Raw genomic sequence first — 23,051 nt, 5'->3', positions numbered from 1 at the left:
TTCAGTTTTCAAAGAACTACTTGGTCGCTCATTTGCGACTTCCTTATGTTAACACTTTCGTTTTTTGATGTCAACTAAGTTTTTTAATTTCTTTTTGTCGTTTTCTGCGTTTCTGCATCAGCGACGGTTATTAATATATCATGCAGTACATAAAGGGTCAATACTTTTCATAAAAAAATTTCACATCCCGTTAAAACTTTAAAATCATGTTCCAAAAGCCATTATAGCTTCCCTTCATCCTACTCCACATTTCATATCTTATCACTCTATCACATTTTTAGGCGAGTGAAAATTCTAAATTTTATGTTATATTATTATTATAGGAGCGTGGTGAGAATGGGCATTAAATATTCGAACAAAATCAATAAAATCCGGACCTTTGCATTAAGTTTAGTATTTATCGGTCTCTTTATTGCATACTTAGGAGTCTTTTTTCGTGAGAACATTATTATTATGACAACATTTATGATGGTTGGCTTTTTAGCTGTTATCGCTAGTACTGTCGTTTACTTTTGGATTGGTATGTTATCTACTAAAACTGTACAAATTATTTGTCCAAGCTGCGATAAACCTACAAAAATGCTCGGTCGTGTCGACGCATGTATGCATTGCAACCAACCTTTAACAATGGATCGAAATCTAGAAGGAAAAGAATTTGATGAAAAATATAATAAGAAGAGCTATAAGTCATAAGTATATACGGAGACAATGCATCCTTACAAAACTAAACATGAAAAGGTGATTTCTTAACCAAGAAATCACCTTTTGTATTTATCCTTAATTAAATCCTCCACTGAACATTTTAAATCATTCTGAACCTAACGTAATTCCCATATATAATAAAGAAAGAGGTTGACTTAAAGCCGTCAGCCTCTTTCTTTATTATATATTACGCCTTATGACACTCTGGACAAACGCCATAAATTTCTAAGCGATGACTATTAATAACGAAGCCTGTCGTTTTCGCAGCTTCCTCTTCAAGCTGTTCCAAACCTCCATAAGGAAAATCAACAATCTTACCACATTTTTCACAAATCACATGATAATGTTGACTTGTAACATAATCAAATCTACTTGAAGCGTCTCCATAAGTTAATTCCTTTACAAGTCCAACCTCTTTAAATACACGCAAGTTATTATAGACAGTTGCAACACTCATATTTGGAAACTTACCTTCTAATGCTTTATAAATTTCATCCGCTGTTGGGTGCGTCATAGATTCCACAAGGTACTCTAAAATAGCATGACGCTGTGGAGTAATGCGTACACCCGTATTTTTCAGCATTTCTAGCGCTTCTTTTAATTCTTCTTTGACCACCGTCATGCACCCCAATTCTATACGGATTATTATTTTATAATTCTTATAAAGAGTGTACTCCTTTTCTTATAAATCGTCAATATTTCTACTATAAGTATGTGGTTTATTTTTGTATATAGCCTTATTCTTATGTATCTTTCCCTATTTTTTATGCATTTACAATAGAAAAAAAGTGCGACATAATCGCACTTGGAATACTATCATCTGAGGAGGTATGCCCTACACTTCACTTTATGTAAGACAATAAAATATGTATAGACACTCGCCTTACTTCTATATATTTTATCTCCACAATGGATTTACTTTATATAAGAAAGAACATCTTCAACATGTCCCTTCACTTTCACTTTACGCCACTCTTTTACAAGCTCACCGTCTTTATTAATAAGGAATGTAGAGCGCTCAATTCCCATGTACTCTTTCCCAAAGTTCTTTTTCAACTTCCAAACATCATACAATTCCGCTACCTTATGATCTTCATCTACTAAAAGTACAAATGGAAGTTCATGCTTCTCAACGAACTTCAGATGTCTGTTCGCTGAATCAGGGCTTACACCAAGAATAACTGTGTCCTTCTCTTGAAATAATCCATATGCATCTCGAAAATCACATGCTTCAGTTGTACACCCTGGAGTCATATCTTTCGGATAAAAATATAGAACTACATTTTTACCACGAAAATCAGCTAAGCGAACTTGTTCCCCGTTACTTCCCTCTAATGTAAATTCTGGAGCCATTTCTCCTACTGTGATCATTGTTATCACTCCTACTCTTTTCTTTTACTATAACAAATGCTTCCTTATTTTTCATTGTCTATTACAGACCTCATTACAAAAGCAAACGGTAATGTATATCCAATTAGCGCTTCTCCAATCGCAATCCACCGCCCAATTCCAATCGGAGATATGTCTCCATATCCAACAGACAATAAAGTAACTGCGCTAAAATACAAACAAATTTCAACCAGTTGAAAAGAGTGAGCGTTTAAGCTTTCTCCATCCTCTTTCAAAACTGCAAAACCCATTTCCTCTAATACAACGTAACTTAATCCAAATGCAATCAATACTGTTGTATAAATCAAAAATAATGTAGCTAAATTATACAGCGAAAAAAAACGCGTTGAATCCGAATAGGAACTCCATAATAATTGGACACTCCTCAAAATAGCAATTGCTGCAATTAATAGAATAAATCCCCATAACATGTCCTCCACCTCATTTTATATGTATGAGACAGCCATTAGATTTATCCCTTAGAAACGAACAAGCTTTTATAATTAATTCCCTGCACCACGGTACCTTTTTACCCCTTGATTCCAAAGAGTAATTGCAATCGTAAAACAGATAACACCAACGAGCGGTGTTGCAAATGCATAGCTATTCCACTCTGTCTTCCTTAAAAAGTACGCTGCTGGATACACTCCGACAAACGCAAATGGTAGGACAAACGTTAAAATAAAGCGAATCACACGGTTATAAATATTAACAGGATAGCGGCCATAATTCCCTATGTTATACATTAGCGGCATAATCGAACTTTTCGCGTCCGACCAAAAACCAAGGCTTGCAAGCGTAACAAATATCCCTCCGTATACAAGTGCGCCCCCTCCTACCATCAACAAGAATAAGAAGATATCGTACCAGTAAAAAGATAATTGCAACTCCACTGCTGCGTAGCCCATTACAATCATTCCCGTAATCGCTCCAATTAAAGATTCAAGCTCCATTCTCTCTAATATAATTTGAAATAAACTATGAATCGGTCTCGTTAATATGCGATCCATTTCTCCTTTAATAATGTAACGATCATTAAAGTCCCATATGTTAAAGAAAGCTGAGAAAATGGCAAACGGCACTAAAAAGAAACCATAAATAAAGATGACTTCTTCTCTACTCCAACCTTTTAATGCTTGCGTATGTCCAAACACAACAAGAATAAAGATTAAATTAACAGCCTGTAGTGATAAATCAGAAAGTAACCCAACGATAAAATCGCCCCGATACTCCAATTTTGTTTTTATATATTGACTTGCATATTGCAAAAATAGTTTTATATATATCATCTCATCATCCCCCTTGTACAATTAGACGTTTTCTCGCCGTTCTCCACATGAGTACAATCGGAATAATAAGTACAATGGCCCAAATTACTTGGAATAATAATGCCTCATACAATTTACTTCCTTGTATACCTTCTGAGAAAATCATACTCGGAATATAACTAATAGCCTGAAACGGTAAAAACATCATTGCCTTTTGGGCCCATAACGGATAAAAACTAATTGGTAATAATAGACCTGAAAACAAATCAATAACAACACGTTTTGCATACATAATTCCGCTATTATTAAATAAGAAGAATGTGAGCATTCCCGTCATTAAATTAATTTGTGTATTAATAATAAAACTAAATATTAAAGATAAGAAGAAATATAACCACGTTTGAAAGTTCGTTGTAATTTGCAATGAAAATAATAAGGTAACGATGACCATACCCGGAATTGAAAAGAAGGCAAAGCGAAATATTCCTTCACCAAGACCTTGCATCACTTTCATCCCTAAATAGTTATATGGACGTATCAGTTCTACCGCTACACGTCCTTCTTGAATCTCCATCGCAATTTCCCTGTCTATATTATTAAAATAAAAAGCACGTGCCATCCACGCAATTGCGATATACGTAGTCATTTGCGAAATAGATAAACTTTCAATATTCTCTTTTCCGCTATAAATTGCTTGCCACAAAAAATAATATGCGCCGATATTAATTGTATAAATTAAAATCCCGCTATAGTAGTTTGTACGATACGCAAGCATCATTAAAAAGCGAATTCGAATCATTTCAATGTACTTACCCATGTTTAATACCTTCTTCATAAATGTTACGAATAATTTCCTCTGTAGACACTTCATTAATTTTTAAATCTTTAATTTGAAAGGCTTGTACCACTTTAGAAATAAGCATTGAAATAATAACTTCTTCATTCGGGATTTTGGCAATCCACGCGTTTTCCTCTTTCGCTTTCGACCAAACGACATGACTATCTGGCATAACCATTGATAAAGCCTGATAGGAAACTGGTGCGACAAACTGAAAATGTATTTCTTTCTCTGCTCCCCACTGCGTACGAAGATTATTTAAAGAACCGTCATACATAATATTGCCTTCATCCAGCATGATAACGCGCTCACATAAAGCTTCAATATCAGTAATATCATGAGTTGTTAATAAAATCGTTGTTTTATAACGTTCATTCATTTCTTTTAAAAATTCACGTATTTTCAATTTCACAAGTACATCTAACCCAATTGTTGGTTCATCTAAAAATAATAACGGCGGATTATGAATTAATGCTGCCGCTAATTCACAACGCATTCTTTGACCTAAAGATAGCTTTCGAACTGGCTTATCTAATAAAGGACCAATATCTAACGTTTCGATCACGTGCTCCATATGTTCTTTATACTGAGCGTCTGATACACCGTACACTTTTTTTAATAAACGAAACGATTCTTGTACCGCAATATCCCACCAAAGCTGTGAGCGTTGCCCGAAAACAACACCAATCGTTCTTACAAATTCTTCCCTCTGCTTATGCGGGTTCATCCCGTTTACTAAAATGTCTCCTGATGTCGGAGTCAAAATCCCCGTAAGCATTTTAATTGTCGTTGATTTACCAGCACCATTCTCACCGATATATCCAACCATTTCACCTTGTTTCACAGTAAAAGATACATCATTTACTGCTGGTACTATTTTATAATTACGATTTAATAAATCGCGAAATGCACCCTTTAAACCTGGACGACTTGAATAGGCTGTAAATTCTTTACGTAACCCTTGTACCTCAATTACCGATTTCATAACCGGACCCCCTTCCTAAATGTCACAACGAATAGTTTACCCAACTGCCTTCTCTATCACAAACAATACGTCTTTTCGAAAAACATGTTAGAATAATACATAGATTTTTGTAAGGAGATGAATGGTAGTGAAATTCACAAAATCAGAAGCATTACATAAAGAAGCTTTAGAACATATCGTTGGCGGTGTTAATAGTCCTTCTCGTTCTTTTAAAGCAGTTGGTGGCGGCGCTCCTGTTGCTATGGAACGTGGAAAAGGTGCTTATTTCTGGGATGTAGACGGAAATAAATATATCGATTATTTAGCAGCATACGGTCCTATTATTACTGGACATGCTCACCCGCACATTACAAAAGCAATTACAACAGCTGCTGAAAATGGTGTACTTTACGGAACTCCAACAGCGCTAGAAGTAAAATTTGCAAAAATGTTAAAAGAAGCAATGCCTGCATTAGATAAAGTCCGCTTCGTAAATTCTGGTACTGAAGCTGTAATGACAACAATTCGTGTCGCTCGCGCTTACACAGGCCGCACAAAAATTATGAAATTCGCTGGTTGTTACCACGGTCATTCTGATTTAGTACTTGTAGCAGCTGGATCTGGTCCTTCTACACTAGGAACTCCTGACTCAGCGGGTGTACCACAAAGTATCGCTCAAGAAGTTATTACCGTTCCATTTAATAATGTAGAAACTTTAAAAGAAGCATTAGATAAATGGGGACATGAAGTAGCAGCTATTCTTGTAGAACCAATCGTTGGAAACTTCGGTATTGTAGAACCAAAAACTGGCTTCCTTGAGAAAGTGAATGAACTTGTTCACGAAGCTGGTGCACTAGTAATTTATGATGAAGTTATTACTGCTTTCCGCTTCATGTACGGTGGTGCTCAAGACTTACTTGGCGTAACACCAGACTTAACAGCGCTTGGTAAAGTTATTGGCGGCGGACTTCCAATCGGTGCTTACGGTGGTAAGAAAGAAATTATGGAACAAGTTGCCCCTCTTGGACCTGCATATCAAGCTGGTACAATGGCAGGAAATCCTGCTTCTATGGCATCTGGTATTGCTTGTCTAGAAGTTCTTCAACAAGAAGGGCTTTATGAAAAATTAGATGAACTTGGTGCAATGCTTGAAAAAGGAATTTTAGAACAGGCTGAAAAACATAATATCGATATTACATTAAACCGCCTAAAAGGCGCTTTAACTGTATACTTCACAACAAATACAATTGAAGATTACGATGCAGCACAAGATACAGACGGAGAAATGTTCGGTAAATTCTTCAAACTTATGCTGCAAGAAGGAATTAACTTAGCACCTTCTAAATACGAGGCATGGTTCTTAACGACAGAACATACAAAAGAAGATATTGAATATACAATTGAAGCTGTAGGTAGAGCATTTGCCGCTTTAGCAAACAATAAATAATCCCGTCATTAAAAGGAAAAAAGAAAGCACACCTTTCTTTTTTCCTTTTTTCTATTTCATAAATCCCTTATTAATAGTATAATTATTCATAATTATCTGTTTAATTTTATTTTATATCCTTACTATCTTTGTATACAAGGCTGCTCACGCCTCGAATAGTAAGATTATTCAAACTTTCATAAGAGGGGGGATTGACGGATGCTCAATAAAACAAACACATGGACACCGTCTTTATTTCGAGATTACAAAAATGCAGAACACGATGCGTGTGGAATCGTTTCCGTTATGGAGAAACGAAAAATTCCTACAAAAGAAAATATTGACCTTTGCATACAATCGCTCGTCAAAATGAATCATAGAGCTGGTTTCATTAATGGCGAAGGTGATGGAATCGGTATTCACATTGATGTACCAAAAGCACTTTGGAATGAAAAATTAAAAAGTAGCGGATATAATCCAACGATCGTGGATCATCCCCACTTTATCGTTGGACATTTTTTTCTAAACAAAAACGAAAATATAGTTAATTTAAAAAATCATATTCGTACACAACTAAACAACGAAAACTTTGCAATTCTTTTCGAAAGTGATGATGTAATAAACTCCGATGCACTCGGTCCACTTGGTAAACAAGAAGAACCTTTATTTTGGCAAGTTGCTCTTATCGCAGAAAATGAAGTTACAAATATTGAGCAAACATTATTTACAGTAACGATAAAAATAGAAGAAAATGAAGCGATTCATGTTGCTTCCTTAAGTCGTGATCACGTTGTATATAAAGTTCTCGGTGCTGGTGATACACTTGTTGCCTATTACAATGATTTACAACACCCACTTATTGCTTCAACTATGACACTAGGACACAATCGCTATTCTACTAATACATTGTCTAACTTCTTTCGTGTACAACCATTTAGTATCCTCGGACATAATGGTGAAATTAACACAATTGCAAAATTACGCGATCAAGCTGAAATGATTCACGTTCCACTTACTGCTGGGGGCAGTGACTCCCAAGATTTAAACCGCACCTTAGAAACTCTACTTGTTCAATACAACTACAGTTTATTTGAAGCAATGGATATACTATTCCCGCCAATTATTAATGAAATTAAACTTTATGAACCACATTTACAAGATTTATATACGTATATACGTGAAGCATGGGGCCATTTTGCACAAGGTCCAGCTGGCATTATTTCACGTTATAAAGATGAAGCTGTTTTCAGCGTGGATTCCCTTGGGCTACGACCAGTATGGAAAGTAGAGACAGAAAGCTCTTATATTTTCTCTTCTGAACCTGGAGTTGTATCACCAACTGAATATGTAGCAGAACCAAAACCACTCGCTCCAGGGGAAAAAGTCGGACTAAAGTGGAATGAACAAGATGAGCTTGTTCTTTATGCATATGACAAATACCAAGCTCAAGTATATGACCGTTTTAAAAAACGAGTGGATACTAAAGATTATCATTTAAACTTATCTACTCCTGAAACGAAAGAAATCCAAGGATTATGTGATTCTATGCAAGTTGAAACAAAACAATACGTTGCTTTCGGATGGGATCGTGAACATATTCAGCTTCTTGAACAGATGGCAACAAAAGGCGTTGAGCCAATTCGCTCACTTGGGCATGACTCACCACTCGCTGCACTCGATACTGATAGACGAAATATCGCTGACTTCATTAAGGAAAGTGTAGCTGTCGTTACAAATCCAGCAATCGATCGCGATCGAGAAGTTGAACACTTCTCCACACGAACGATACTTGGCAAACGTCCAAGTTTATTGGCTGGTGCTAAACAGCCATTTGTAGTTGAGATGCTTTCCCCAATCATTTTAGAAGGAAGTGTAGCACAATCTATTGTAGAAGAATTACACACAATTACGTACGAGCAACTTATACAACTATTCAATACTCATAGCTCTATCGCTACAATCTCTGCTACATTCAGTCAGGCAGAAACTTTACAATGTGCCTTAAGTCGAATTAGTTCTGAAGCGATAACAGCCGTGAACGATGGAGCTTCCCTATTATTAATAGACGATGCTGATGCTCACCTAAATGGACGATTATGGATTGATCCGCATTTAGTTACCGCGAAAGTACATCAAGTATTAAGCGAAAATAAATTACGCCGAAACTGCTCTCTCGTTATACGTTCTGGTGCCCTTCGCTCCTTACACGATATCGTCACACTGTATGGATTAGGAGCAGATAGTATCAATCCATATTTACTATTTGCAACCGTAAATGATGGGACAAAAACACCAATTACGAATTTATATCATGCACTTAATAAAGGACTGGAAAAAGTCATTTCAACAATTGGAATTCATGAATTGCGTGGTTACGGTCGCCTCTATTCTTCTATCGGGTTACATGAAGAAATCGCAAATATATTGCAAATTACAAATTTCTTAGGTTCAAATGATTTAGCTTTTTCTCTTGAATCACTTGCTGAAGATGCACAAATGCGAGCTAACGATTATAACAATCCTAAAGTTAGAATGCGAAAATCTTTTCATATATTCCCGCGAATTTGGAAAGCAATCGGCGATGTTGCAAAGGGAAACTCTTATGATGATTACCGTGAAAAATTAAGTGAATTAGAAGAAAATAACCCAATCGCAATTAGACATCTTGTTCAAACGAAAGAAACAAAACATGTCGTTCCGGCTGAAGAAGTGTCCATCAGTATTCAAAATCATGATTTGCCATTTATTATTAGTTCCATGTCATTCGGTTCTCAAAATGAAATTGCCTTTCGTGCATATGCAGAAGCAGCCGATCAGCTAAATATGATTAGTTTGAACGGTGAAGGCGGCGAAATTAAAGATATGATTGGAAAATATCCACATACACGTGGACAACAAATCGCGTCCGGACGATTTGGCGTAAACGCCGAACTACTCAATTCATCAAACTTAATTGAAATAAAAATTGGGCAAGGTGCCAAGCCTGGTGAAGGTGGACATTTGCCAGGTTCAAAAGTAACAGCCAAAATCGCCGAAGCGCGTAATGCTACAATTGGCTCTGATTTAATTTCACCTTCTAACAACCATGATATTTATTCCATTGAAGATTTAGCTCAAATGATTACAGAAATTAAAACGGCTAATCAGCTTGCGAAAGTAGCTGTAAAAGTCCCTGTCGTCCCTAACATTGGAACAATTGCTGTTGGTATCGCAAAAGCTGGTGCTGATTTTATTAACATTAGCGGATTTGATGGTGGTACAGGAGCTGCACGTATTCACGCATTGCAACATGTAGGGCTTCCTGTAGAAATTGGTGTGAAAGCCGCTCACAATGCTTTATTAGAAGCAAATATGAGACATAAGGTAGAAATTTGGGCTGATGGTGGTATTCGAAGTGTGAATGATGCCTTGAAAATTATGCTCCTTGGAGCAAACCGCATTGGATTTGGTACATTATCCATGATTGCAATCGGCTGTACAACTTGCCGCGGATGTCATCTAGATACTTGTCACGTTGGAATTGCAACACAGATTGAATCTGAAGCTCAAGCGAAAGAACACGGATTACGCCGCTTCGTCCCGCGTGAATTAGAAAGCGCCGTGGCTGGATTATTACATTTATTCACTACTTTTGGCGAAGAACTAAAACGATTAACAGGAAATCTCGGCTATACAAATTTACAAGAAATTGTCGGGCGTTCCGATTTATTAAAACAAGTTCGAGGCAAAAATTTATTAAACTTATGTAATTTACTACAAACGATAGAACATCCATCTAGTACAAAAACAGAACACGTACTAGAAAAACAATTTGAAACAATTCATTCCCCCCATTCAAAAGAATTAGTAGGCGTTGGCGTAGAACAACGCGTTATGGGTGGTCTAGAATCTTGTTATCGCGTTCGTAGTAAATTATATGAAGACACGAAGCTTGAACCACTTACATTAAAGTATACAAATGGCTCGATTCCTGGAAATGGATTAGGTGCTTACAATAGTGAGAACTTATTTATACACGTAAATGGCGGCGCACAAGATGGTATTGGTAAAACCTCCTTTGGTGGTGGTATTTATATAACGAAAGCAAAAGGAAAAGACGGTCTATATTATAACGGTTCTGTCGGAAAAGGTTTTGGATACGGTGCACAAAAAGGGGCGCTATACGTTCAAGGTAACGCTGATGCTCGCGCTGGCATTCGCCTCTCTGGAGCAGACATGATAATTGGCGGACGCATGATAAAGCCACTCCGTGAAAAAGAGCAAGGGAACATAGGAGCATACTCTAATATTAAAGGTTTCGCTTTTGAATATATGACAAATGGGCGCGCTCTTGTTTTAGGGGATCCTGGTCCATGGATTTGCGCTGGTATGACTGGCGGTGTTGTTTATTTACGCCATGATTCAAGCTTAGGTTTAACAGAACAGGCCTTAAAAAGAAGAATCGCAAAAGGAGCAAATGTTACATTACAACCACTTAGTAAAAATGGTGTGCAAGATGTGACCGAGTTATTACTAGATTATATCCGTGTATTAAATGAACATGAGCAATACGAGGAAGTTGCTTTATTGACACCGTTACTCGATGATATGCCGCAACAGTTTTTTGAAATCATCCCGAAAAAAGAGCAGGCTGATCCATCTATCTCAACAGAGTGATATGCCTATTTTTCATCTTCAAGAAAAAAATTGACGAAGTACACTTCTCATAGTAATCTATAGTAACAATTTGAAACCTGCTGAAATTCAGCAGGTTTTTTTACTAAAAATTGATGTTTAAAAAGAATTAGGAAAAAGTATAAAATGAATCTTAATTTCTTATTAACGTCACTAAAATATCACTTGCTAACATATTGTAATGAATGTATAGTATCATGTTGTACATTCATTATGACAAGAGAAAGGATCTTATTAAGGGTATGAAACTTGGTGCTCGCATTTTAAAAACGGGTATTGCCATCACATTAGCTTTATTTGCTTGTATTTTACTTAACTTACCGAGTCCAGTATTTGCGGGAATCTCAGCTATCTTCGCTGTTCAACCGTCTGTATACCGTTCGTATTTAACTGCACTTGAACAAATTCAAGCAAACGTCATTGGTGCGGTATTCGCTATCGCATTCGCTACTGCTTTTGGACATAATCCTTTTATTATTGGATTAACATGTATATTAGTAATTGCTCTTACATTGCAATTACGATTAGAAAACACAATATCAATTGCTTTAGTAACAGTTATCGCTATTATGGAGTATCAAGGTGAAGATTTCTTTAGTTTTGCCTTACTTCGATTTGCGACGATTATGGTTGGAATTATCGCGGCTTCACTTGTAAATTTAGTGTTTATGCCGCCAAAATACGAAACAAAGTTATATCATCGCATCGTTGATAATACAGAAGAAATTGTAAAATGGATTCGAATGAATAGCAGGCAAGCTTCTGATTTTACAACATTAAAAACTGATATTGATCGTATGAAAGAAAAAATGATCAAACTAAACCATTACTATTTGCTGTATAAAGAAGAAAGAAGCTATACGAAAAAAGTAAAGTTCGCAAAAATTCGTAAGCTTGTTTTATTCAGACAAATGTTAGCGACGACAAGTCGTGCTTTAAGTACATTAAAATCATTACATCGTACTGAAAACGAACTGCGCTATATGCCAGAAGAATTCCAGGAATCTATTCAGAATGAACTTGATTCATTAACACATTATCATGAACAAGTTTTATTAAAATTTATTGGTAAAGCAAAAAAACAACAATCTGTTGAAATGCTTGATGAAGTTGAAACAGGTAAACAGGAATTAATTGATATTTTTATGGAATATCAAAACAAGGATGATGAGGAAGCATATAAAACATGGCTACATCTCTTCCCTCTTATTTCTGCTATTATTAACTATAGTGAAGAAGTAGAGCATTTAGATTTACTTGTGGATAGCTTCTACACATACCATAAACCAGAAGCAGAACTCAAAATCGACGATAAAAAAGAAGACGAATAAAAAACAGCTCCTTTTACGCTAAAGGAGCTGTTTCTGTTATATGTTGAAGTTGATATAAATTGTAATAAAAACCTCTTTTTTTCATTAATTCTTCATGAGAACCTGTTTCTTTAATTTCACCATCTTCAATGTAAATAATCGTATCCACATGCGTAATCGTCGCCAATCGATGCGCAATTATGATCGTCGTTCGATCAGCAGCTAACGTTTGAAGCGCCTCTTGAATATATCGTTCATTTTCTAAATCCAAAGCGGAAGTCGCCTCATCTAATATAAGTAACGATGGATTCTTTAAAAACACGCGTGCAATCGCTACACGTTGCCTTTGCCCACCAGATAACTTCACACCGCGTTCCCCGACGACAGTATCATAACCATCAGGTAACTCAATAATAAAATCATGAATTTGCGCAGCTTTGGCAGCTGCAATTACTTCTTCCTCTGTAGCTTTCGGATTCCCATATAAAATATTTGCCCCGATTGTATCGCTAAATAACAAATTATCTTGCAGTACAATTCCAATATGACTACGTAAATTTCTCATATCATACTTTCTAACATCTATCCCATCTACATAAACAGCGCCTGAAGAGACATCATAGAAACGCGGGATTAAACTAGCAAGAGATGACTTCCCTCCCCCACTCGCCCCTACAAGTGCTACCTTCTCTCCTGGCAACATAGTTAACGAAAGGTTATGTAATACCTCTTTTTCATCCGAATTGTAACGAAAAGATACATTATCAAATATCACTTCACCATTTAATTTTTTCGTTTGTACCGCACCTGGTACATTCACAATATCGTATTTTTCGTCTAACAGTTCAAACACCCGATCCATCGATGCGAAAGACTGTGTTAATGTCGTAGAGGAATTAACAAGGCGGCGAAGTGGACTATACAAACTATCCATATATCCAACAAAGGCAACCATAGTTCCTAATGTTAACTGCCCCTGAATCACTTCATACGCTGCAAAACCGATCACGAGTAGCGGCCCTAAGTCTGTTAACGTATTTACTGCCGAAAATGTTCTCGCCGTCCAACTCGTATGCGTTAACGCTTTCGTCAAAAATTCATTATTTCTTTTTTCAAATTGCTTCCCTTCATACTCTTCTAATGCAAAGCTACGTGTCACTTGCATCCCTTGAATACGTTCATGTAAATACCCTTGCATCGTTGCTAACGCTTGTGAACGCTCTTTCGTCAATTTTCGAAGACGCCCGAAAAAATATTTCACTGCCACTACATAAATAGGTAAAATTAATAGCGCAACAAATGTCAATTTTATATTCATAGAAAACATAACAATAATAGCAATAGCAATTGTTGCCGTATCTAACCAAACATTCATCAAACCAGTAATTACAAAATCCTTCGTTTGTTCTACATCATGAATGACACGTGAAATAATCTCCCCTGTTTTTGTATTCGAATAATAACGTAAACTCAACTTTTGTAAATGGCCAAAAATATGTTTTCGCAAATCATATAGTATTGTATTTGCGATACGCTGCGCAAAATATTGACGATAATATTCAATCGGCGGTCTTAACACTGCAAAAATAAAAAAAGCAATCCCAATCGCTGTTACTAGTTGGGACGTCTTATCTTGAAATGACCCTCCGCCCTGAATAACATCATCAATAATATACTTTAATAACCACGGCATAATGAGCGGGATGCCGAATTTAACTAGACCAATCATAATCGTAATAGCAATAAGCCATCGATATGGTTTAACAAATTGCAAATATCTTTTTATACCTTGCACATAATCCCCCCTCTAATAGGACAAACCTGCGGGGAAATCCCCTGCAGGTTTGTTTTAATTTCTGTACATTAAATATCTCTCATACCACATATCTACAAAGTCTGGTGCGAATGGCCCTTTTCTTTGATGAATCCATTGTGTTAGTTGTGCTACATTTCGTTTTAAAATCGTATCAATTACAGGTGGATATTGCATAATTTGACTATGTTTTTCATATTCATCTTCATCTAAAAGTGTATATGTCATATCTGGATACACTTTAATATCTAAATCATAATCAATATACTTTAACGCTTCAGAATCATATGCAAAAGGTGAGCTTAAATTACAATAATAATATACGCCCTCTTCCCTTAACATTCCAATCACATTAAACCAGTAGTTTGCATGAAAATAACAAATTGCTGGTTCACGAGTAATCCATGTTCGGCCATCTGATTCTGTCACTACTGTACGATCATTTGCTCCGATCACAAGACTTTGTGTCCCTTTTAAAATCGTTGTCTCTTCCCACATTCTATGAATGGAGCCATTATGTTTATAACTATGTATTTGTACTTTTTCTCCTTCTTTGGGAAATCCCATATATGCTCCCTTCCTTCAACTGCAAATGCCCTTTGAACTGCATTCACTTTTTTTCTATTATAACTTTTTTGTCGAAATTTTAAAACTAAAGCAATAAGACTCTATGTTTCACACTGAATACCATATCCATAGTCTTTCTTAGGGAGCGGGGCCAAACGAGGAACGGAGAATAAAGTGAAACTTTAATCAGTGGGGGTCTTACTGCCCATTAAAGTGGGATAAAAAAAGTCCTTCCTCATTTCCATGTACAGAAGGACCTTTCACCTAAAGGCAACAATATATCTTATCCTAAATTTGAAATCATTTTTTCAGTTTCAAAAGATTGAATCACACTATTTGTTTGCTCTTCAAATTTCTCATGTAATAACTTAAGTGCTAATTCTGTTCTATATATTTCTTGGCGAATAAAATGTAATTCCTTTTTATCGCACATATCCTTTTCGCTCATTTCAATTTGCTGATACTTCTCTAGGTGAGCTTGTAACTTCAACAACTCATCCATCGTTTCCAATTGCTCTCCTACCAACTTATCAAAATCGTTCATTACTTACCCCCTTTTGGATTTATTTATCAGTTATTATTTCCTCATTACATATTTCTAATCTTTAACTTCCTTCTCCTTTGACTACATTTGTTGACTTATTAGAAGTTATGTCGTTCGTTTTATTTTCATTACCATGACCAAAGCACAAAGAAAACACTTCTCCCGAATTAGAGAAGTGTTTTTCTTTCATTACTGATTTGAACTAGAAGATTGTGATTGTTTTGCAGCTGATTGTGCATTTTGTTTTTTCACAGCATGCACGTCTGTTTCAGTTGCAAATTCAGTACCATAACTAGCGTTTGCACTTTGTGCACCAGAAGCTTGTGCTTTCTTTGCTTCTGATTGTGCGTTTGCTTGTTTTACTGCTTGCACATCTGTTTCAGTTGAAAACTCTGTACCATAACTAGCATTTGTACTTTGAATGCTAGCACCAGAAGTTGCCTTGTTATAACCTTGTTGTTTTTTACTCATCTTTCTCACCTCCACAACCAATAATGTAACCAATTCACTTAGAAGCTATCCGTGATTTTCTTTTTTTAATCTCCGTATATATCTCTTGTCACTCATTCAAACTATAGAAAATGGAGGTGGAAATATGTATATAGGACGCGATATGACTGAACTAACGATGATTTCAAAAAATGAGTGGAAAGAAGATGAATTGGCTTATTTTCATCATTCATTACAACAGATTCTGCCGTATTTAAATACAGAAGGTCAAAGTATCTACAAAGAAATTGTAATAGAAATTGAATCAAGAGGCGGCTTACAAGAAGGTGATGCTAGTTGGACTCATGGGACAAAAATTTCTTACGATTAAAAAAGTGTTCCCAATCTAGGGAACACTTTTTTGTTTATCCCGCTTTAATGGACAGTAAAACCCCCACCTCAAAATGCAGCGAAAGCAAAGAAGTTAGGTGGGGGGGCGGGCTGCCCATTAAAGTCCGATTGGTGACGGCTAATAATCAGTGGGGGATGAAAAACCCCCCACTGATTAAAGTTTCACTTTATTGCATTGTAATTTTTTCAACACAACTCTCATAAATCGTACGATGCGATTTAGAGAAAGGTAATTGCTCAAATGCTTCTTTCGATACAATTTTCAATGTATCTGTTTCAACAATGTCACCAGTTACTTTTCCGTAAAATACGAATATATCCCAAGTGCGATGTGTAAACGTATGTTGTACATTCATTGCGTATTCTTCAATAGAAATCGAAAGCTCAAATTTTTCTTTCATATAATCTATAAGCTGTTCCTTCTGATTACGAATCCCTTCGCCAAGTTCAATATTCGGAAACTCCCACATATTGGCTAATAAACCGGTACTTGGACGTTTATTAATGACGTAACGACCATCTTCTGTTTGAAGTACTCCTGCAACAATCGGTACCATCGTAGGGGCTTTCGCTTTACTTTTTACTGGTAATTCCTTTTGAACACCTTCAGCATATCCCCTGCAATGCTCACGTACAGGACAAAGTAAGCATGCTGGATTTTTAGGAATACAAATCAGTGCTCCTAATTCCATCAAACCTTGATTAAAATAAGATGGATTTTCAGCCGAAATAATTTCACGCACAATCTCTTCAAACACTTTTCTCGTTTTCGGTTTTGCAATGTCATCCCATACTGATAAAATGCGAGATAATACACGCATAACATTTCCGTCAACTGCCGGCTCTGGTATACCATATGCGATACTTAAAATAGCACCTTTTGTATAGGGACCGACTCCCTTTAATTTCTCAATCTTCTTTACATCACTTGGCACAATCCCGCCATATACTTCTTTTACTTCTTTTACGGCTGCATGTAAATTTCGCGCTCTAGAATAATACCCTAAACCTTCCCATGCTTTTAACACTTCTTCATCATCAGCATTTGCCAAAGCTTCTAGAGTAGGAAACTTCCCCATGAAATTTGCGTAATATGGTTTTACAGCTTCTACCCTAGTTTGCTGCAACATAATTTCCGAAACCCAAACACGGTATGGATCTTTATTTTTACGCCACGGTAAGTCGCGTTGCTCTTTTTCAAACCAACCAATTAAATCATTTTGAAACTGCTCTATGTTAAAATTATTTAATATTTCAAGTGTCAAACTTGGTCCCCCTCATTTTTTTGCATATAAGTACTATTATAAAGATTTTAGGAAAAAATTTAAGTAAGATGACATAGGAAATAGAAGGCAAAGGACTTGAGGTATCGAATAAAAAGAGTTACATTAATAAAAAACGGAGGTGGATTTCTATGGACACAGCCACTCACCTTGTTATGGGCGTTACTCTAGGCAGTTTGGCCACGTTAGATCCAGCCATAGCACAAAGTGATATTGGGCCACAAGCAGTTATGCTTGCTACAATTGCCGGCTCCAATATTCCTGACATCGATACAGTTTTAAAATTGCGTAATAACGCTAAATATATAAGAAATCATCGTGGGATTACTCATTCCATTCCTGCAGTGATTCTTTGGTCTTTCCTTATAAGTGGCATCTCTTTCGCCTTCTTTTCAGACGCTCCATATTTGCATCTACTACTTTGGTCCTTTATTGCCGTCTTTCTTCATGTCTTTGTAGATATTTTTAATGCCTACGGTACACAAGCATTACGGCCCTTCACAAAAAAATGGGTAGCGCTCGGCATCATTAATACATTTGATACCGTCATTTTCTTTATCCATATACTCGCAATTGCTTGTATGCTCGTAGGTTCCCATAAAGGATATACTGCCTTAGCTGCGTATATATTAATGATCGTTTACTACATCGGACGGATTATGATGCATAGAAATATAAGAAGCGTTGTACAAAAACGTTTCAAAAATGTTGAGAAAATAATCATTTCTCCTTCTTATCGATTTTATCATTATCATTTAGCAGTCGTTACAACCGATTATTACTACGTTGCTAGATGGCATCGCGGTAACATCATGATTTATGATAAGTTCGATCGGGTACCGTTCCCAGATAATGCTATTATGCACGCAGCTAAACAAGATGAAAACATCTCAGCATTTTTATCTTTCTCCCCTGTATATCGCTGGGACATTTTCGATTATGATCATTATTATGAAGTTCGATTCATTGATTTGCGATATCGCAGTAAAGACTATTATCCATTCGTTGCGATCGTTCAACTCGATCATAATTTAAATATTATTAGTTCCTATACAGGATGGATTTTTAGTGAAGAAAAACTTCGAAAAAAACTTGAGTTACTTCCACATTAAAAAAAGCGACTTCAGTCGCTTTTTTTAATGTTTCAAATGATCTTCTTGATTGATTAGATGGCTATATTTCGGATTATTTGTACGCATTTCATGAAGGCGTCCTCCATGATTATTAATCCATGATCGCACAACTTGTTCAGTCATTTCTTCTCCTTGATAACGACCTGATTTCGCATAAGTCGTTTGAAAATCTTCCCATAGTAATTCAACCCACGCACGAGCTTGCGCGTAAGAAAGCTTGTCATTTTTGTCTAATAGTTCTTTCGTTAATGCTTCATAAATATCATTCATGTTCTAGTCTCCTTTACCTAATTATCCCTTCATTTCTAAAGGATAGTTTCTTCTATTTTGCACATTCTATAATTGATACTTCTTCAAGAGGTATCAACTGATGATGAGGAGGGCGTTCGCAATGGGTAAACAAGCCGAATTTTGGTCTGAGTCAAAAAACAACAGCAAAATCGACGGTCAACCGAAAGCGAAATCACGCTTCGCTTCGAAACGACCTAACGGCACAATTAACACGCACCCACAAGAACGTATGCGTGCTGCAAATCAGCAGGAAGAGTAGTAACAAAGTAACTTAACTTCCTACACGAGGTGATAAAGATGAGCTACCGTGATCGCTTAGATAGTCGTTCTGAATTATTTAACCATACGTGGACTCGTCCGAAACATGCAAAAGCGCAAGTTAACGGACAGACGCAACAAACCCAGTCTCTCATTATATTGGCGAATGAATGTAAAAAACGCCAATTTTAGAATCTCCTATCTCCTGTAACGCCTACCAAAGATGAAAACCAGAGAGATATTCGCTCTCTGGTTTTTATTTTTCTTGCAATAAAGAAATCGGTATTCCAATCTCTTCATTATCATTTTGCTTATGTCCCCAAGCAAATACCCCATTGAAATACGTAATTTCAAATAATATACCAGGTTCTTCTACTAATTCATATGTCTCACCGATATGGAATTTGTTTATGTCAGTCATATAAGCGCGAGCCATTGCTATCTTTCGCATTAATACATCGAACTCATTTACAATTCCAAGTTGCTCAGCTTTTATCGCTTGCTCTTTCAAAACCCCAATTTCTTCCCTTAGCTCATATGGTGTCATTTCACTGTAGCGTTTTGGCATATTCATTTTATTCCCTCATCCCTCTTCGCGTTTCATTTGTAAAAATATCTCTATCTCATCAATAGAGAATCCTTTACGATATAACGCTTGTTTCATCTTATTTTCAAATGTCCATCCATCATACTTCTTATATTTCTCATAATATTTATTCCCATGATAGTGTAACGCTTCTTGTTGCTTTTCGTCATCTTTTTCGTCTTTCAATTCTTCCAAACAAATTTGAATCACATCTCTAGAATATCCTTTACGAACAAGCATTTCGTCTAACTTTAGCTTCATTTGTAAAAAGGAATGCTTTTGATAAGATTTCTTTTTCTTTTCTATAAGAATTAAAGCATTCTCAATTTGCTTTTCCTTCGGATATTCTTGTAAACTGTGCGTAATAATTAGATCCTGAACACCTTTATTTAACAACTCTCTTTTAATAACCGTTGGACCTTTTCGATTCACATTACTTTGTGTTCTCGTATATAAAATAGCATACTCTTTATCATTAATATATCGGTCATGTAATAATTTCGAAACGACTTCAGAGATGATGGCTTGTCCCACTTCTTTTTTTCGTAAAAAATCTTCTATTTCTAGTTTCGTTCTCATTTGATAGGATAAATAGGAAATTGCTTGTAAATATGCTTTTTGTACCTCTTCATTGTACAAAATATTTCCTAACGCTATTTCATCAATTTCTAAGCCCTTTTGTAATCCGTGTTTTATTAAGATTACTTCATTCACACTAAATCCGTATTCTTCACCTTGACCTTTATCGATATAAATATTAAACCGTTCTTTCGATCGTTTTTGCACTTCTATTTTTGTAATGACAGCCATACTCTCACCTCTCTATTATTTTAACATAGTCAAGGAACGTTTTTGCTTTTCAAGAATATATATAATGAGGAGGAAATAATTGTGAAAATCGCAATTTCTGGTGGTACCGGTTTTATCGGTAAATACCTTTCTACTTTTTTTATTCAAAAAGGATATACTGTTTACATTCTCTCGCGAAAAAAAACTGCTGAAACTTCCGATCCTAACCTTCAGTATGTACAATGGACACCAGATTTACAAACCTTCCCCCTCTCTTCTATTGATGTAGTTATTAATCTAGCTGGAGAGTCTATTAATAGTAGATGGACAAAGAAACAAAAGAAAGTCATTTTAAACAGTAGAATTCAAACAACAAAAGGACTCATTAAACAATTGCAGGCACTCCCCACAAAACCACACACATTTATTAACGCAAGCGCAATTGGATACTACGGAACGTCTGAAACTGAGTCTTTTACAGAACAGCATGCGACTCCTGGAAATGACTTTTTAGCAAATACAGTATATTCATGGGAACAAGAAGCATCTAAAGCACGTTCTCTCGGAATACGAACAATCTACGCAAGATTCGGAGTCGTATTAGGGCCAGACGGAGGAGCTCTTCCAAAGATGCTACTTCCCTATCAATTTTATATCGGAGGTACAGTCGGGTCTGGAAACCAATGGTTATCATGGATTCATATAAATGATGTCGCTTGCATGATTGATTTCATCATACACAAAGAAGAAATTGATGGACCTCTTAACATTACAGCTCCCGAGCCTATAAGAATGAAGGAATTTGGAGAAATCATTGCAACTATCATAAAAAAACCTCATTGGTTACCTGTCCCTTCATTCATGCTTCATGCTTTACTTGGTGAAATGAGCATACTTGTACTAGAAGGGCAACATGTATTACCTAGTAAAGCAATTGAGCATGGGTATCAATACACATTTCCGTCAATAGACCATGCATTACAAAATATACTTTCGCATACAATGTAGTACTTCTAAAACACAATTTTACAGAGGGCCCTTTCAAAACTTTCATTTTCTAGCATCCGGAGCATTATTACACAAATAATCTTTCAGTTACTTTCCTTTACATTCCATTAACATTATAAAGTAACAGAAATGAGGTACCTATGAAAATATTGCTCAAACAAGCCATTGTCTATCCTATTACATCCCAAAAATTTCAAGGGGATGTACTCGTTATAGGAGAAAAAATTGCTGAGGTCAAGCCTTCCATTCAACCTACTCAAGATATGACAGTTATAGACGCACGTGCTCTTCATCTCTTACCTGGATTTATTGATGTCCATACCCATCTTGGTCTCTATGATGAAGGTACTGGTTGGGCTGGCAATGACGCAAATGAAACATCTGAAGTTTCAACACCACATATCCGTTCTTTGGACGGAATTCACCCTTTTGATATTGCATTTCAAGATGCGGTACAAAATGGAATCACAACTGTTCACGTTATGCCAGGAAGTCAAAACATTATCGGTGGTACGACTTGTGTAATAAAAACAGCTGGAACTTGTATTGATCATATGATTATTCAAGAGCCTGCTGGCTTAAAGATTGCCTTTGGAGAAAATCCTAAAAAGGTCCATAGTAATGGCACAAAAGAGTCCATTACGCGTATGGGAATTATGGGATTACTTCGGGAATCATTCTATGAAGCACAGCACTACGGGCATGAAGCTGATTTTCGAATGCTTCCTATCTTAAAAGCATTACGCCGTGAAATACCCGTACGTATCCACGCTCACCGAGCAGATGATATTAGTTCTGCTCTACGCTTTGCAACAGAGTTCAATCTTGATTTACGTATTGAACATTGTACAGAAGGACACTTTATTGTTGAAGAGCTTTCAAAACACAATTTGAAGGTTTCAGTTGGCCCCACGCTTACACGCCGTTCTAAAATCGAACTAAAAAATAAAACATGGGATACTTACCATATATTATCAAAAAATGGAGTGGAAGTTTCCATCACAACAGATCACCCCTATACACCCATTCAATATTTAAATGTTTGTGCTGCTGTCGCAGTAAGGGAAGGATTAGACGAAAAAACTGCACTAGAAGGAATCACTATATTTCCAGCGCGAAATTTACGTTTAGAGGATAGAATTGGAAGCATTGAGACTGGAAAAGACGCCGATCTTGTGCTCTGGACCCATCATCCTTTCCATTATTTAGCCAAGCCTGTACTAACTATGATTGATGGAAAAATAATTTACAAAAAAAATAAAAAAAACTAGTTTATTTTTTTGACTAGATAAAGTATTATACGATTATAAACTGAATGAAACCATAATCAATTTGTGTCGTGATTATCATTTTCAAATTGATGAATGG

The 23,051-nt window shown here is 36.2% G+C and carries 24 protein-coding genes; 10 read left to right on the top strand and 14 right to left on the bottom strand.

The genetic code is table 11. The features are described 5' to 3' along the window. The first annotated feature begins 336 nt into the window (after positions 1-336). The gene (locus RTP99_RS19060) at positions 337-693 is read left to right on the top strand and encodes a YgzB family protein (protein WP_000511742.1); all 357 of its coding nucleotides are present in this window, start codon (positions 337-339) and stop codon (positions 691-693) included. A 196-nt stretch (positions 694-889) separates the two neighbouring features. Here RTP99_RS19060 and perR read toward each other — a convergent pair whose 3' ends face one another. From perR to RTP99_RS19030, 6 genes are all read right to left on the bottom strand, one after another. Then, positions 890-1,318: a peroxide-responsive transcriptional repressor PerR gene (perR, locus tag RTP99_RS19055; protein WP_000237834.1), complete on the bottom strand. Its 429-nt coding sequence runs from the start codon at positions 1,316-1,318 to the stop codon at positions 890-892. A gap of 299 nt (positions 1,319-1,617) precedes the next feature. After that, positions 1,618-2,073 carry a thioredoxin-dependent thiol peroxidase gene (gene bcp, locus RTP99_RS19050; RefSeq protein ID WP_000633723.1) on the bottom strand — a complete coding sequence of 152 codons (456 nt, stop codon included), beginning with the start codon at positions 2,071-2,073 and terminating at the stop codon, positions 1,618-1,620. Positions 2,074-2,117: 44 nt separating this feature from the next. Continuing rightward, positions 2,118-2,522, bottom strand: coding sequence for a potassium channel family protein (locus RTP99_RS19045; RefSeq protein WP_000964350.1), 405 nt, complete (start codon positions 2,520-2,522; stop codon positions 2,118-2,120). Between the two features lie 72 nt (positions 2,523-2,594). Continuing rightward, positions 2,595-3,380 (bottom strand): ABC transporter permease, encoded by a 786-nt coding sequence (locus RTP99_RS19040; RefSeq protein ID WP_000639354.1) that lies wholly within the window; start codon positions 3,378-3,380, stop codon positions 2,595-2,597. A 4-nt stretch (positions 3,381-3,384) separates the two neighbouring features. Further along, positions 3,385-4,176, bottom strand: coding sequence for an ABC transporter permease (locus RTP99_RS19035; RefSeq protein ID WP_000521517.1), 792 nt, complete (start codon positions 4,174-4,176; stop codon positions 3,385-3,387). Continuing rightward, positions 4,169-5,182, bottom strand: coding sequence for an ABC transporter ATP-binding protein (locus tag RTP99_RS19030; protein ID WP_000843645.1), 1,014 nt, complete (start codon positions 5,180-5,182; stop codon positions 4,169-4,171). The genes RTP99_RS19035 and RTP99_RS19030 overlap by 8 nt, the downstream gene beginning before the upstream one ends. A gap of 121 nt (positions 5,183-5,303) precedes the next feature. Between RTP99_RS19030 and hemL the strand changes: the two genes are divergently transcribed. From hemL to RTP99_RS19015, 3 genes are all read left to right on the top strand, one after another. Further along, the gene (hemL, locus tag RTP99_RS19025; protein WP_011039977.1) at positions 5,304-6,608 is read left to right on the top strand and encodes a glutamate-1-semialdehyde-2,1-aminomutase; all 1,305 of its coding nucleotides are present in this window, start codon (positions 5,304-5,306) and stop codon (positions 6,606-6,608) included. 198 nt (positions 6,609-6,806) lie between these two features. Further along, positions 6,807-11,243 (top strand): glutamate synthase-related protein, encoded by a 4,437-nt coding sequence (locus tag RTP99_RS19020; protein WP_000932995.1) that lies wholly within the window; start codon positions 6,807-6,809, stop codon positions 11,241-11,243. Between the two features lie 260 nt (positions 11,244-11,503). Beyond that, a complete protein-coding gene (locus tag RTP99_RS19015; RefSeq protein ID WP_000765784.1) occupies positions 11,504-12,592 on the top strand; it encodes an aromatic acid exporter family protein in 1,089 nt (362 codons plus the stop codon). A gap of 13 nt (positions 12,593-12,605) precedes the next feature. Here the strand turns inward: RTP99_RS19015 and RTP99_RS19010 are convergent, their stop codons facing one another. From RTP99_RS19010 to RTP99_RS18995, 4 genes are all read right to left on the bottom strand, one after another. Beyond that, the gene (locus RTP99_RS19010) at positions 12,606-14,366 is read right to left on the bottom strand and encodes an ABC transporter ATP-binding protein (RefSeq protein ID WP_001161621.1); all 1,761 of its coding nucleotides are present in this window, start codon (positions 14,364-14,366) and stop codon (positions 12,606-12,608) included. Between the two features lie 54 nt (positions 14,367-14,420). Then, positions 14,421-14,951, bottom strand: coding sequence for a nucleoside tri-diphosphate phosphatase (ntdP, locus tag RTP99_RS19005; protein ID WP_000506628.1), 531 nt, complete (start codon positions 14,949-14,951; stop codon positions 14,421-14,423). Between the two features lie 283 nt (positions 14,952-15,234). Further along, the gene (locus tag RTP99_RS19000) at positions 15,235-15,495 is read right to left on the bottom strand and encodes a YgaB family protein (protein WP_000997579.1); all 261 of its coding nucleotides are present in this window, start codon (positions 15,493-15,495) and stop codon (positions 15,235-15,237) included. 189 nt (positions 15,496-15,684) lie between these two features. After that, on the bottom strand, positions 15,685-15,966 hold the full coding sequence (locus tag RTP99_RS18995; RefSeq protein ID WP_000039045.1) for a gamma-type small acid-soluble spore protein: 282 nt from the start codon (positions 15,964-15,966) through the stop codon (positions 15,685-15,687). A gap of 124 nt (positions 15,967-16,090) precedes the next feature. Here RTP99_RS18995 and RTP99_RS18990 point away from each other — a divergent pair, with 124 nt between their 5' ends. Then, entirely contained in the window at positions 16,091-16,315 is a 225-nt protein-coding gene (locus RTP99_RS18990; protein WP_000275435.1) for a hypothetical protein, read from the top strand. 187 nt (positions 16,316-16,502) lie between these two features. Here the strand turns inward: RTP99_RS18990 and mutY are convergent, their stop codons facing one another. Beyond that, the gene (gene mutY, locus RTP99_RS18985) at positions 16,503-17,600 is read right to left on the bottom strand and encodes an A/G-specific adenine glycosylase (protein ID WP_000171402.1); all 1,098 of its coding nucleotides are present in this window, start codon (positions 17,598-17,600) and stop codon (positions 16,503-16,505) included. A gap of 149 nt (positions 17,601-17,749) precedes the next feature. Here mutY and RTP99_RS18980 point away from each other — a divergent pair, with 149 nt between their 5' ends. Beyond that, positions 17,750-18,730, top strand: coding sequence for a metal-dependent hydrolase (locus RTP99_RS18980; RefSeq protein ID WP_000379130.1), 981 nt, complete (start codon positions 17,750-17,752; stop codon positions 18,728-18,730). A gap of 24 nt (positions 18,731-18,754) precedes the next feature. Here the strand turns inward: RTP99_RS18980 and RTP99_RS18975 are convergent, their stop codons facing one another. Next, positions 18,755-19,021, bottom strand: a complete 267-nt coding sequence (locus RTP99_RS18975; protein ID WP_000998157.1) for a YfhJ family protein — start codon at positions 19,019-19,021, stop codon at positions 18,755-18,757. Positions 19,022-19,142: 121 nt separating this feature from the next. On the opposite strand from RTP99_RS18975, the gene RTP99_RS18970 reads away from it, so the two are divergent. Both RTP99_RS18970 and RTP99_RS18965 read left to right on the top strand, forming a co-directional pair. Beyond that, the gene (locus RTP99_RS18970; RefSeq protein ID WP_000517891.1) at positions 19,143-19,301 is read left to right on the top strand and encodes a small, acid-soluble spore protein K; all 159 of its coding nucleotides are present in this window, start codon (positions 19,143-19,145) and stop codon (positions 19,299-19,301) included. Positions 19,302-19,339: 38 nt separating this feature from the next. After that, complete coding sequence (locus RTP99_RS18965) at positions 19,340-19,492, top strand: YpzG family protein (RefSeq protein WP_000122093.1); 153 nt, start codon at positions 19,340-19,342, stop codon at positions 19,490-19,492. Between the two features lie 64 nt (positions 19,493-19,556). Here the strand turns inward: RTP99_RS18965 and RTP99_RS18960 are convergent, their stop codons facing one another. Continuing rightward, positions 19,557-19,874 carry a YfhH family protein gene (locus RTP99_RS18960; protein WP_001057035.1) on the bottom strand — a complete coding sequence of 106 codons (318 nt, stop codon included), beginning with the start codon at positions 19,872-19,874 and terminating at the stop codon, positions 19,557-19,559. 9 nt (positions 19,875-19,883) lie between these two features. Further along, positions 19,884-20,696 carry a recombination regulator RecX gene (gene recX, locus RTP99_RS18955; RefSeq protein WP_000268520.1) on the bottom strand — a complete coding sequence of 271 codons (813 nt, stop codon included), beginning with the start codon at positions 20,694-20,696 and terminating at the stop codon, positions 19,884-19,886. 81 nt (positions 20,697-20,777) lie between these two features. Between recX and RTP99_RS18950 the strand changes: the two genes are divergently transcribed. After that, positions 20,778-21,683 carry a TIGR01777 family oxidoreductase gene (locus RTP99_RS18950; protein WP_000684391.1) on the top strand — a complete coding sequence of 302 codons (906 nt, stop codon included), beginning with the start codon at positions 20,778-20,780 and terminating at the stop codon, positions 21,681-21,683. Between the two features lie 140 nt (positions 21,684-21,823). Continuing rightward, the gene (locus RTP99_RS18945; RefSeq protein WP_000698300.1) at positions 21,824-22,954 is read left to right on the top strand and encodes an amidohydrolase; all 1,131 of its coding nucleotides are present in this window, start codon (positions 21,824-21,826) and stop codon (positions 22,952-22,954) included. The last annotated feature ends 97 nt before the right edge of the window (positions 22,955-23,051 follow it).

Source organism: Bacillus sp. (in: firmicutes) (genome assembly GCF_031983925.1).
Classification (GTDB): Bacteria; Bacillota; Bacilli; order Bacillales; family Bacillaceae_G; genus Bacillus_A; species Bacillus_A pacificus.
This window is presented reverse-complemented; position numbering and strand designations above follow the sequence as displayed.

Coding starts and splice junctions, on each gene's coding strand:
- RTP99_RS18975 (WP_000998157.1), bottom strand. CDS start 19,021: ATGAATGATATTTATGAAGCATTAACGAAAGAACTATTAGACAAAAAT.
- hemL (WP_011039977.1), top strand. CDS start 5,304: ATGGTAGTGAAATTCACAAAATCAGAAGCATTACATAAAGAAGCTTTA.
- RTP99_RS18960 (WP_001057035.1), bottom strand. CDS start 19,874: ATGAATATGCCAAAACGCTACAGTGAAATGACACCATATGAGCTAAGG.
- RTP99_RS19035 (WP_000521517.1), bottom strand. CDS start 4,176: ATGGGTAAGTACATTGAAATGATTCGAATTCGCTTTTTAATGATGCTT.
- bcp (WP_000633723.1), bottom strand. CDS start 2,073: ATGATCACAGTAGGAGAAATGGCTCCAGAATTTACATTAGAGGGAAGT.
- recX (WP_000268520.1), bottom strand. CDS start 20,696: ATGGCTGTCATTACAAAAATAGAAGTGCAAAAACGATCGAAAGAACGG.
- RTP99_RS19000 (WP_000997579.1), bottom strand. CDS start 15,495: ATGAACGATTTTGATAAGTTGGTAGGAGAGCAATTGGAAACGATGGAT.
- RTP99_RS18945 (WP_000698300.1), top strand. CDS start 21,824: ATGAAAATATTGCTCAAACAAGCCATTGTCTATCCTATTACATCCCAA.
- RTP99_RS19020 (WP_000932995.1), top strand. CDS start 6,807: ATGCTCAATAAAACAAACACATGGACACCGTCTTTATTTCGAGATTAC.
- RTP99_RS19045 (WP_000964350.1), bottom strand. CDS start 2,522: ATGTTATGGGGATTTATTCTATTAATTGCAGCAATTGCTATTTTGAGG.
- ntdP (WP_000506628.1), bottom strand. CDS start 14,951: ATGGGATTTCCCAAAGAAGGAGAAAAAGTACAAATACATAGTTATAAA.
- RTP99_RS18990 (WP_000275435.1), top strand. CDS start 16,091: ATGTATATAGGACGCGATATGACTGAACTAACGATGATTTCAAAAAAT.
- RTP99_RS18970 (WP_000517891.1), top strand. CDS start 19,143: ATGGGTAAACAAGCCGAATTTTGGTCTGAGTCAAAAAACAACAGCAAA.
- RTP99_RS18980 (WP_000379130.1), top strand. CDS start 17,750: ATGGACACAGCCACTCACCTTGTTATGGGCGTTACTCTAGGCAGTTTG.
- RTP99_RS18965 (WP_000122093.1), top strand. CDS start 19,340: ATGAGCTACCGTGATCGCTTAGATAGTCGTTCTGAATTATTTAACCAT.
- RTP99_RS19060 (WP_000511742.1), top strand. CDS start 337: ATGGGCATTAAATATTCGAACAAAATCAATAAAATCCGGACCTTTGCA.
- RTP99_RS18995 (WP_000039045.1), bottom strand. CDS start 15,966: ATGAGTAAAAAACAACAAGGTTATAACAAGGCAACTTCTGGTGCTAGC.
- RTP99_RS19040 (WP_000639354.1), bottom strand. CDS start 3,380: ATGATATATATAAAACTATTTTTGCAATATGCAAGTCAATATATAAAA.
- RTP99_RS19030 (WP_000843645.1), bottom strand. CDS start 5,182: ATGAAATCGGTAATTGAGGTACAAGGGTTACGTAAAGAATTTACAGCC.
- RTP99_RS19015 (WP_000765784.1), top strand. CDS start 11,504: ATGAAACTTGGTGCTCGCATTTTAAAAACGGGTATTGCCATCACATTA.